The sequence below is a fragment of the Pseudonocardia sp. D17 genome, from assembly GCF_036984265.1.
Classification (GTDB): Bacteria; Actinomycetota; Actinomycetes; order Mycobacteriales; family Pseudonocardiaceae; genus Pseudonocardia; species Pseudonocardia benzenivorans.
The window spans coordinates 159,925-170,309 of record NZ_BPRG01000168.1; the positions used below are offsets into that span (position 1 = coordinate 159,925).

The following is a 10,385-nucleotide window of genomic DNA, read 5'->3' on the forward strand; positions in this document are numbered from 1 at the left end:
CCGGGTCAGGTTGTCCCCGTCGGGACGCGTGTCACCGGGTACGGATGACGATCGTCTTCGCCGCCCGGTCGTGCAGGCCGCGGCCGTCCTCGTCGCGGATCAACGGCGGGATGACGACGCCGAGCAGCAGCGTGCGGACCACGGCACGCGGAATGCCGACGAGCACCTTGCCGTCGACGGGAGCCGCCCGCATGCCCAGCGCGCCCATGCCCGGCGTCGAGCCGAACACCGCCACCGACAGCGCCGTGATGGCGAACCAGACCAGCCAGATCGTCCAGCCGAACGTCGAGCCGCGGTCGAACGAGCTCGCGCCGACGAACAGCAGCGAGACGAGGTAGCCCAGCAGCCAGTCGATCGTGACACCCCCGGCACGGCGCCAGAAACCGGCCACCGACCCCACCCCCGTCGCAGGCAGGCCGAACTTCTCGCCGGGCGGCGTACGCGGGGCGGCGTCGTCGGATCCGGCGGGTGATCCCGGCATCCAGGAGTCGATCCAGCGGCTCATGCCCCTTAGCGTAGGCGGGCGTTGTGAGGTCAGTCCCAGGTCCGGCCGTTAACCTCGGTGAAACGCGAGGGTGACGGCCGGGCAACACCGCCGCCATAGCGTCAACGACGATTTCAGCCGATCCATGCGGGTCATCGCGGACTCCGCCGATCAACCCGGCCCCATCGAAGGAGCGAGTGAGCGTGTTCAGCAACTCCGAAGAGGTACTCAAGTACATCTCGGACGAGAAGGTCGAGTACGTCGACATCAGGTTCTGCGACCTGCCCGGCGTCATGCAGCACCTCACCGTCCCCGCCACCACCGCCGCCGACCTGCTCCAGGACGGTGCCGCGTTCGACGGCTCGTCCGTCCGCGGCTTCCAGGCGATCAACGAGTCGGACATGGCGCTGTTCGCCGACACGGCGACCGCCCGGCTGGACCCGTTCCGCAAGCACAAGACGCTGAACATCAACTTCTTCGTGCACGACCCGATCACCGGCGAGCCCTACAGCCGCGACCCGCGCAACATCGCCCGCAAGGCGCAGGAGTACCTCAACGCCTCGGGCATCGCGGACACCGCGTACATGGCCCCGGAGGCCGAGTTCTACATCTTCGACTCGATCCGCTTCGCGTCGAGCCCGCACGAGACGTTCCACCACATCGACTCCTCCGAGGGCTGGTGGAACACCGGCCGCGAGGAGGAGGGCGGCAACCTCGGCTACAAGGTCAACTACAAGGGCGGCTACTTCCCCGTCCCGCCGGTCGACCACTACGCGGACCTGCGCGCCGACATCGTCTCGACGATGACCGCGATGGGCTTCGACGTGGAGCGCGAGCATCACGAGGTGGGCACCGCGGGTCAGGCGGAGATCAACTACAAGTTCAACACCCTGCTCCACGCCGCCGACGACATCATGCTGTTCAAGTACATCGTCAAGAACACGGCGTGGCAGCACGGCAAGACGGCCACCTTCATGCCCAAGCCGCTGTTCGGTGACAACGGCTCCGGCATGCACGTGCACCAGTCGCTGTGGAAGGACGGCCAGCCGCTCTTCCACGACGAGTCCGGCTACGGCGGCCTGTCCGACACCGCGCGTTACTACATCGGCGGCCTGCTCCACCACGCGCCGTCGCTGCTGGCCTTCACCAACCCGACGGTGAACTCCTACCACCGCCTGGTCCCGGGCTTCGAGGCGCCGGTCAACCTGGTGTACTCCGCGCGCAACCGCTCGGCCTGCATCCGCATCCCGCTCTCGGGCAACAACCCGAAGGCCAAGCGCATCGAGTTCCGCTGCCCCGACTCGTCGGGCAACCCGTACCTGGCCTTCTCGGCGATGCTGATGGCAGGCCTCGACGGCATCAAGAACAAGATCGAGCCGCCGGCGCCCATCGACAAGGACCTCTACGAGCTCCCGCCCGAGGAGGCCAAGGACATCCCGCAGGTCCCGGGCAGCCTGGGCGCGGTCATCGACCGGCTCGAGGCCGACCACGAGTACCTGCTCGAGGGTGGCGTCTTCACGTCCGACCTGATCGAGACGTGGATCTCCTACAAGCGCGAGACGGAGATCGACCCGCTCCGCCTGCGCCCGCACCCGTACGAGTTCGCCCTGTACTACGACGTCTGATCCACTGAGCGGTCCGGGCTGCGCCTGACGCGCCCGGGTCGTGGGATCGACGCCCGCGTCGGCCCGGCACCTCACCTCGCGTGGGTGCCGGGCCCCCGTCGTTCCAGGGGTCCGTCGTCGGGGTGGCCCGTCCGTACGGGCCTCCGGGACCCGGCTCCGACGAGGGAAAACCCTGCCCCTGTCGCGGGGCCCGCCCGGTGCCGCGGCGGCACGTGCCGGCGGACCCTCGCCGCATGCCACCGACACGCACACCCGTCCCCGCCGCCCCGCCACCCCGCTCCGGTCGGCGCGGCGCCCGGCTCGCCCTCGTCATCGGCGCCGTCGTCGTCCTCGTCGTCGGCGTGACCGTCGCGGCCGTCGCGCTGGGCGTCTCCACCGCCCGGTCGCTGCAGCAGGACACCGTCAGCCGCACGTTCGCCGGCGTCCGCGAGATCGTCGTCGAGGTCGACTCGGGCACCGTCGGGCTCCGCCCGGCGGAGGGCCCGGACGTCGTCGCCACGACGGTCCGCCACTTCTCCCCCGGCGACGAGCCGGTCCTCACCACGGCGGTCGCCGACGGCGTGCTGACGCTGCGGTCGGACTGCCCGTCCTTCCACCTCGGCTGCGAGACCGAACAGCAGGTCGCCGTGCCCGCCGGGACCGCGGTGAGCGTCCGGACGGTCGACGGCGCGATCGACGCCAGGGGGCTGTGGACGCCGCGCTTCGCGGCGACGACCGTCGACGGGCCGATCCGGGCCGGGTTCGCCGTCGTGCCCGACGACGTGCACGCCCGCACCGTCTCCGGTGACGTGCACCTTGCCGTGCCGCCCGCCGGCTACCGCGTGAGCACGCGCAGCGTGTCCGGCGACGTCGGCGTCCGTGTCGTCGACGACCCGGCCGCTCCCCGGACGCTCACCGCGACGACGGTGAGCGGAGCGATCGAGCTCGCCTCCGCCTGACCCGTGCGCCGCCGCGCCGCGGCTCAGGAGGCGCCGGCCCCGCCCGCCCGGTGGGCGGGGCCGGACCGCAGCCCGGCGGAGAGCTGGTGGCGCAGGCCGGTGACGAGGATGTCGAGGCCCTCGTCGAGCTCGGCGGCCCCGTCGTAGGCGGCGAGCTCGTGCGCGAGCGCCCGCAGCCGTGGGAAGTCACGCGCCGGTAGCCGGTGCAGGCCGAGCCGGAGCAGGTCGTCGGTCTCGTCGGGGTCGGCCACCTGCTCCTGGACCTCGTTGAGCACGTGACCGTGCAGGAACCCCGTGAACAGCCGGTAGCCGTGCAGCGCACCCTTGGGGTCGAACCCGGCGCCCACGAGCAGGTCGACGATCGCCTCGAGCGGGCGCAGCGTGGCGATCGGGCGCAGCCCCAGGGGCGTGGCCAGCGGGCGGGTGACCAGGAGCGGCACGACGTGCGGGTGGGCGAGCGCGATGGCGCGGAAGCTGTGGGCGCAGCGGCGCAGGACGACGTCCCAGTCCGCCCCGTCGACCGCTCTCGGCACCTGCAGATCCGCCAGCACGAGCTCGACGACACCGTCGAGCAGCTCGTCCTTGCTGGCGGCGAACCGGTAGAGCCGCATCGGGTCGCGGCCGAGAGCGCGGCCGAGGCGGCGCATCGACAGTGCCTCGACGCCATCCGCGTCGATCATGCGGAGGGCCTCCACGAGCACCGTCCGACGGTCGAGGGCGGCCCGCCGCAGCGTCCGCCCGCCCCCGGCCCCGGACGAGGCGGCCTCGTCCCCCTCCGCCGTTCCCCTGGCCTCCATCGTCCCCCCATGCCCCGTGACTCTGCCCCGTGACTCTCCGCGTCGAGCCCCCCGTGCTCCAACTTGACAGCTCGCCGCTACAGCGTAGCGTCTACGACGTAGATCTACACCGTAGCGCTACGCCAGGCACATTTCGAGCGCGGAGGCGGCATGGTCGACGGAACCGTGACGTGGTTCGATCCGCGCCGTCGCATCGGTGTCATCACCCTCGACGACGGCACCGAGGTCTCCGTCTCCGGAGCGCAGATCGACGGGGGCGGGCAGCAGAGCCTGCGCCCGGGCGACCGCGTGACGTTCACCGTCGTCGAGGGCCCCGACGGGCCGCATGCCACCGGCGTGTGGCAATCCTGACCAGCCGGCCCCCGGCCCCGCTCCCGACACCGCCCCATGCCCCCATACCGAGGAGGACCCTCCGCTGTGACGACTCTGACCGCGCCCGCCCCCACGGGCAGCGGCCCGAAACCTGTGCTCGACGGGCGCCGCCACCGCGGCGAGGTCGGCCTCGTGTACGTCGCGGTCATCGTGCCGATGCTCGCGCTCGTCGCCGCCGTCCCCCTGGCCTGGGGGCGGGGCCTCACCTGGACCGACGTCGGCCTGGCCGTGGGGTTCTACCTCGTGTCGGCGCTGGGCGTCACCGTCGGCTTCCACCGTCTGTTCACCCATCGCTCGTTCAGCGCCAAGCGTCCGCTGCGGATCGCGCTCGCCGTCGCCGGCAGTCTCGCGCTGCAGGGTGACGTACTCACCTGGGTGGCCGACCACCGCCGCCACCACGCGTTCTCCGACAAGGAGGGCGACCCGCACTCGCCGTGGCGCTTCGGCACCACGCCCGCGGCGCTCGTCCGGGGCCTGTGGTGGTCGCACGTCGGCTGGCTGTTCGAGCCGGCCCGCACCAACGCCGACCGGTTCGCCCCCGACCTCGTCGCCGACCGCGACATCTCCCGGATCAGCCGCAGCTTCGGCCTGCTCACCCTGGCCAGCCTGCTCGCGCCCGCCCTGCTCGGCGGTCTCATCAGCATGTCCTGGTGGGGCGCCGCCACGGCGTTCGTCTGGGCGAGCCTCGTCCGGGTCGCCGTCCTGCACCACGTGACCTGGTCGATCAACTCGATCTGCCACGTCATGGGCGACCGCCCCTTCACCAGCCGCGACCGGTCGACGAACGTGTGGCCGCTGGCCGTCCTGTCCATGGGTGAGTCCTGGCACAACCTCCACCACGCGGACCCGACCTGTGCGCGCCACGGGGTACGCCGCGGACAGATCGACATCTCCGCCCGGGTCATCTGGGTGTTCGAGAAGCTGGGCTGGGCCGACTCGGTCCGCTGGCCGACCCCGGTCCGCCTGCAGCGCCTCGCCCGCACCCCGGCCTGAGCCGCCGACGCGCCGTCCCGCCCGTCGCCGGTGGTCGCCCGCGGATCAGCCGTCCGTGCGCGACCACCGCCGCATGATCGGTCCCACCGGGACGAACGCGAGCAGCCAGCACAGCTCGCCGGCCGTCGGCGAGGCGAAGGCGACGGGGATCGCGACGACGAACGCCAGCACCGCGCCCGTGAGCCCACCCACGGTGTCGACGAGCTCGTTGCGCGACGTCCGCGGCTCCAGCAGGCGTCGCCGCACCGCCCACCACAGCAGCACCAGCTGCAGTCCGGCGGTGGCCGCGACCGTCGCCGAGTACACGACCACCGCGACGGTCTCGTCGCCGTACTCGGCCAGCAGCGACGTCGTGTAGGGGATCATCGCGATCGTCGCGAGCAGCGCGGTGTTCAGGACGAGCACACCGGCGTCGGGCCTGCGCACGAGGCCGAGCATGTGGTGGTGGGAGATCCAGAACCGGCCGATCACCGCGAAGCTCAGGACGGCCGACCAGATCGACGGCAGCTGCTCCACCAGCGCCGCCTTCAACGCCTGCGCGCTCAACCCCTCCGGGACGACGATGTCGAGCACCAGGATCGTGAACGCGATCGCGAACACGCCGTCGCTGAAGGCCAGCAGCCGGCCCATCCCGACGCCACCCTCCCGCTCGAGGTCGTCCTCCTGCCCGGTGTCGTCCCCGCCCCCGGACACCTCAGTGGCCATGCCGTCCTCCCTCGGTCCCCTCTCCCGGCATCCTGGCCGATCACCGCAGGCCATGGACACCGGATACGTAGTCTCGGGGACATGACGGCAGCCCGGACCCTGTTCACGTTCGACGACTCCTACGCGCGGGACGTACCGGGGATGTCGCTGCCGTGGCAGGCGGTGGAGGTCGCGACGCCCGAGCTGCTCGTGCTCAACGACGCGCTCGCGGCCGAGCTGGGCGTCGACGCCGCCGGTCTGCGCGAGCCGGCCGGGGTGGCGCTGCTCGTCGGGAACGGGCTGCCCGACGGGGTGACCACCCGCGCGCTGGTCTACTCGGGCCATCAGTGGGGGGTGTACCGGCCCCGGCTGGGCGACGGCCGCGCGCTGCTGCTCGGCGAGGTCGTCGACACCCGCGGCCGGCGCCGGGACCTGCACCTGAAGGGCACGGGCGCGACACCGTTCTCCCGCGGGTTCGACGGCATGGCAGCCGTCGGGCCGATGCTGCGCGAGTACCTGATGGGCGAGGCCATGCAGGCCATGGGTGTCCCGACGACGCGGGCGCTGGCCGTCGTCGCCACCGGGACCCGGGTCCGGCGCGAGCGGTCGCTTCCCGGCGCGGTGCTCTGCCGGGTGGCGGCGAGCCACCTGCGGATCGGGACGTTCGAGTACGCGGCGGCGTCGGGCGACCGCGAGATGCTGCGCGCGCTCGCCGACCACGTGATCGCCCGGCACCATCCGGCGGCCGCCGACGCGTCGCAGCCCTACCTGGAGCTGTTCCGCCGCGTCGTCGACGCGCAGGCGGCGCTGGTCGCGCGCTGGATGCTCGTCGGGTTCGTCCACGGCGTGATGAGCACCGACAACACGACGGTCTCCGGCGAGACGATCGACTACGGCCCGTGCGCGTTCATGGACGCCGTCGACCCCGCCACCGTGTTCAGCTCGCTCGACGACACCGGCCGCTACGCCTACGGCAGGCAACCGTCGATCCTGCGGTGGAACCTCGCCCGGTTCGGCGAGACGCTCGCGCCGCTGCTCGGCCCCGACGCGGCCGACGCCCTCGACGGCGTGCTGGCCGGCTACCCCGCCGCCTACGAGCGGTACTGGGCGACGGGGATGGCCGCCAAGCTCGGCATCGCGGCGCCGGACGTGGCGCTGGGCACCGACCTGATGGACCTGCTGCACGCCGAGCACGTCGACTTCACCACGTTCTTCCGGGCCCTCGCAGCGGGGACGGCGCGCGACCTCGTCCTCGACCGCGCCCGGTTCGACGCGTGGGCCGCCCGGCGCGAGGCGCTGCTCCCGGCCGACCGCGCGGGGGTGGCCGCCGCCATGGACCGCGTCAACCCGCTCTACATCCCGCGCAACGACCGCGTCGACGCCGCGCTCGCCGCCGCCGAGGCCGGTGACCAGGCGCCGTTCGAGCGGCTGCTCGACGCCGTCTCACGGCCCTTCGAGCAGCGGCCGGGCCTCGACGATCTCGTCGGGCCGGCCCCCACGGGATCGATTCCGCACGTCACGTACTGCGGGACCTGAGATCGTCTCGTTTCGAGACGATCTCGCTGCGGACGGCCACCGGGGTGTCAACATTCACGACCCGGTGCGTTGTGGTGGTCGTCGTTCGTCCGTTGTACTGCACCGGACCCGATGTCGACGACGCAGGACCTCCGGGGGTTTTTCCATGACGACGGCCATGCGCGAGCGCGCCCAGCTGGTCTACGACTTCGCCGACGGTGACCGCAGCCAGACCGACCTCCTGGGCGGCAAGGGCGCCAACCTCGCGGAGATGACGCGGCTGGGCCTGCCGGTCCCGCCCGGCTTCACCATCACGACCGAGGCGTGCCGGCACTACCTCGACCGCGGCGAGGAACCGCAGTCGCTGCGCGTCCAGGTCACGATGGCGCTGCGCCGCCTCGAGGACGGCCTGGGCAGGCGCCTCGGCGACATCCAGGACCCGCTGCTCGTCTCCGTCCGCTCCGGGGCCAAGGTGTCGATGCCCGGGATGATGGAGACGGTCCTCAACGTCGGGCTCAACGACTACTCCGTGAAGGGCCTCGCGGAGGCGGCCAAGGACGAGCGCTTCGCCTGGGACTCCTACCGGCGGCTCATCCAGATGTTCGGCCGCACGGTGCTGGACATCCCGTCGGAACGGTTCGAGGACCGGCTCGACGCCGTGAAGACCCGCGAGGGCGCGACGACCGACGTCGAGCTCAGCCCGGCCGCGCTGCAGGGCCTCGTCGAGGACTTCAAGGACATCGTCTCCGACGCGACCGGCCGCGACTTCCCGCAGGACCCGCGCGAGCAGCTCGACATGGCGATGCGCGCCGTCTTCGACTCCTGGAACACCGACCGCGCCCGCATCTACCGGCGCCGCGAGCGCATCCCGCACGACCTCGGGACGGCCGTCAACATCTGCGCGATGGTCTTCGGCAACATGGGCGAGGACTCGGGCACCGGTGTCTGCTTCACCCGCGACCCCGCGACGGGCAAGCAAGGCGTCTACGGCGACTACCTGGTCAACGCCCAGGGCGAGGACGTCGTCGCCGGCATCCGCAACACGCTCTCCCTCGAGGACTTCGCCCGGCTCGATCCGGCGTCGCACGCCGAGCTCACGCGCATCATGCGGCGCCTCGAGACCCACTACCGCGACCTGTGCGACATCGAGTTCACCGTCGAGCGCGGCAAGCTGTGGATGCTGCAGACGCGCGTCGGGAAGCGGACCGCGGGCGCGGCGTTCCGGATCGCGACGCAGCTCGTCGACGAGCAGGTCATCACCCGCGACGAGGCGCTCACCCGGGTCACCGGGCATCAGCTGGCCCAGCTGATGTTCCCGCAGTTCGACGCGGACGCCCCCCGCACGCTGCTCACGAAGGCGATGGCCGCGTCGCCGGGCGCGGCCGTCGGTGAGGTCGTGTTCGACTCCGCCACCGCCGTCGCCCGCGCCGCGGAGGGCCGCCGGGTGCTGCTGGTCCGTCGTGAGACCAACCCCGACGACCTCGAGGGCATGATCGCCGCGACCGGTGTGCTCACCAGCCGCGGCGGCAAGACCTCGCACGCGGCCGTCGTCGCCCGCGGCATGGGCCGCACCTGCGTCTGCGGCGCGGAGGAGATCGACGTCGACGCCGAGGCGAAGGTGCTGCGCGTCAACGGCACGACGATCGCCGAGGGAGAGCTGCTCTCCATCGACGGCTCCACCGGCGAGGTATTCGCGGGCGAGCTGCCGGTGGTGCCCTCACCCGTCGTCACCTACCTGGAGCGCGGGCTCGACGCCGCCCTCGAGGGCGTCGACGAGGAGGCCGCGGACCTGGTCCGCGCCGTCGACCGGCTGCTGCGCCACGCCGACCGCACCCGCCGGCTGGCCGTGCGCGCCAACGCCGACAACGCCGAGGACGCGACGCGCGCCCGGTCGCTGGGCGCGCAGGGGATCGGGCTGTGCCGCACCGAGCACATGTTCCTCGGCGACCGCCGGGTGCTGATCGAGCGGCTGATCCTGGCCGAGGACCCCCCGGCGCGCGACGCCGCGCTCGCCGAGCTCCTGCCGTTGCAGCGCGCCGACTTCGTCGAGCTGCTCACGGCCATGGACGGCCTGCCGACGACGATCCGGCTGCTCGACCCGCCGCTGCACGAGTTCCTCCCCGACCGCACCGAGCTCGCGGTCAAGGTCGCCGTCGCGAAGGCGACCGGCGACGGCGTCTCCGCCGACGACGAGCGACTGCTCGCCGCCGTCGAGCGGCTGCACGAGGCCAACCCGATGCTCGGCCGCCGCGGTGTCCGGCTCGGGCTGCTGGTCCCGGGGCTCTACGGCATGCAGGTCCGGGCGATCACCGAGGCCGCGGCCGAGCGCGCGCTCGCCGGCGGCGACCCGCGGGTGGAGATCATGGTCCCGCTCGTCGGATCGGTGATGGAGCTGCACCTGATCCGCGACGAGATCGACGGCATCGTCGCCGACGTGCAGGCTGCCGCGGGGGTCGATCTCGACATCCCGATCGGGACGATGATCGAGCTGCCCCGGGCCGCGCTCACCGCGCGCCGGATCGCGGAGTCGGCCGAGTTCTTCTCCTTCGGCACCAACGACCTCACCCAGACGACCTGGGGCTTCTCCCGCGACGACGTCGAGGCCGCCATCTTCGCCGCCTACCTGGAGAAGGGCGTGTTCACGGTGTCGCCGTTCGAGTCGCTCGACCGCGACGGCGTCGGCGCCCTGATCCGCACCGCGGTGGAGAAGGGCCGCGAGACCCGGCCGGGGATCAAGCTCGGCGTCTGCGGGGAGCACGGCGGCGACCCCGACTCGGTGCACTTCTTCCACTACGCCGGGGTCGACTACGTGTCCTGCTCGCCCTTCCGGGTGCCGGTGGCGCGGCTGGAGGCCGGCCGCGCGGCGCTGGTCGACGACACCGTGGGCGGCGAGCTCTAGCCCGTCCCGCGTCGGCCGCGGCCCTGGGGGGCACCCTCGGCGTCGCCCGGCGCCCGCGCAACGACGCTCAGGTTGCGC

9 protein-coding genes are annotated in these 10,385 nt (G+C 72.5%); 6 read left to right on the plus strand and 3 right to left on the minus strand.

What is annotated here, in order from left to right; translation table 11 throughout:
• Window positions 1-31: 31 nt before the first annotated feature.
• Window positions 32-505, minus strand: coding sequence for an RDD family protein (locus PSD17_RS24460; protein ID WP_339124675.1), 474 nt, complete (start codon window positions 503-505; stop codon window positions 32-34).
• A gap of 182 nt (window positions 506-687) precedes the next feature.
• Between PSD17_RS24460 and glnA the strand changes: the two genes are divergently transcribed.
• Window positions 688-2,109, plus strand: coding sequence for a type I glutamate--ammonia ligase (glnA, locus tag PSD17_RS24465; RefSeq protein ID WP_013676639.1), 1,422 nt, complete (start codon window positions 688-690; stop codon window positions 2,107-2,109).
• A 233-nt stretch (window positions 2,110-2,342) separates the two neighbouring features.
• Window positions 2,343-3,047, plus strand: coding sequence for a DUF4097 family beta strand repeat-containing protein (locus PSD17_RS24470; RefSeq protein WP_339124676.1), 705 nt, complete (start codon window positions 2,343-2,345; stop codon window positions 3,045-3,047).
• 23 nt (window positions 3,048-3,070) lie between these two features.
• Here PSD17_RS24470 and PSD17_RS24475 read toward each other — a convergent pair whose 3' ends face one another.
• Window positions 3,071-3,727 carry a TetR/AcrR family transcriptional regulator C-terminal domain-containing protein gene (locus tag PSD17_RS24475; protein ID WP_243743710.1) on the minus strand — a complete coding sequence of 219 codons (657 nt, stop codon included), beginning with the start codon at window positions 3,725-3,727 and terminating at the stop codon, window positions 3,071-3,073.
• 267 nt (window positions 3,728-3,994) lie between these two features.
• Between PSD17_RS24475 and PSD17_RS24480 the strand changes: the two genes are divergently transcribed.
• Window positions 3,995-4,195 (plus strand): cold-shock protein, encoded by a 201-nt coding sequence (locus tag PSD17_RS24480; RefSeq protein ID WP_339124677.1) that lies wholly within the window; start codon window positions 3,995-3,997, stop codon window positions 4,193-4,195.
• A 66-nt stretch (window positions 4,196-4,261) separates the two neighbouring features.
• Entirely contained in the window at window positions 4,262-5,209 is a 948-nt protein-coding gene (locus PSD17_RS24485) for an acyl-CoA desaturase (protein ID WP_013676643.1), read from the plus strand.
• Between the two features lie 45 nt (window positions 5,210-5,254).
• Here PSD17_RS24485 and PSD17_RS24490 read toward each other — a convergent pair whose 3' ends face one another.
• Window positions 5,255-5,914: a TMEM175 family protein gene (locus tag PSD17_RS24490; protein WP_013676644.1), complete on the minus strand. Its 660-nt coding sequence runs from the start codon at window positions 5,912-5,914 to the stop codon at window positions 5,255-5,257.
• Between the two features lie 81 nt (window positions 5,915-5,995).
• On the opposite strand from PSD17_RS24490, the gene PSD17_RS24495 reads away from it, so the two are divergent.
• Window positions 5,996-7,429, plus strand: a complete 1,434-nt coding sequence (locus PSD17_RS24495; RefSeq protein WP_339124678.1) for a protein adenylyltransferase SelO — start codon at window positions 5,996-5,998, stop codon at window positions 7,427-7,429.
• 145 nt (window positions 7,430-7,574) lie between these two features.
• Window positions 7,575-10,307: a pyruvate, phosphate dikinase gene (ppdK, locus tag PSD17_RS24500; protein WP_013676646.1), complete on the plus strand. Its 2,733-nt coding sequence runs from the start codon at window positions 7,575-7,577 to the stop codon at window positions 10,305-10,307.
• Window positions 10,308-10,385 lie beyond the last annotated feature (78 nt).

What these genes read in the sequence shown, in the direction of transcription:
- PSD17_RS24460 (WP_339124675.1), bottom strand. Translation starts at nt 505, where the DNA reads ATGAGCCGCTGGATCGACTCCTGGATGCCGGGATCACCCGCCGGATCC.
- PSD17_RS24470 (WP_339124676.1), top strand. Translation starts at nt 2,343, where the DNA reads ATGCCACCGACACGCACACCCGTCCCCGCCGCCCCGCCACCCCGCTCC.
- PSD17_RS24475 (WP_243743710.1), bottom strand. Translation starts at nt 3,727, where the DNA reads ATGATCGACGCGGATGGCGTCGAGGCACTGTCGATGCGCCGCCTCGGC.
- PSD17_RS24480 (WP_339124677.1), top strand. Translation starts at nt 3,995, where the DNA reads ATGGTCGACGGAACCGTGACGTGGTTCGATCCGCGCCGTCGCATCGGT.
- PSD17_RS24490 (WP_013676644.1), bottom strand. Translation starts at nt 5,914, where the DNA reads ATGGCCACTGAGGTGTCCGGGGGCGGGGACGACACCGGGCAGGAGGAC.
- PSD17_RS24495 (WP_339124678.1), top strand. Translation starts at nt 5,996, where the DNA reads ATGACGGCAGCCCGGACCCTGTTCACGTTCGACGACTCCTACGCGCGG.
- ppdK (WP_013676646.1), top strand. Translation starts at nt 7,575, where the DNA reads ATGACGACGGCCATGCGCGAGCGCGCCCAGCTGGTCTACGACTTCGCC.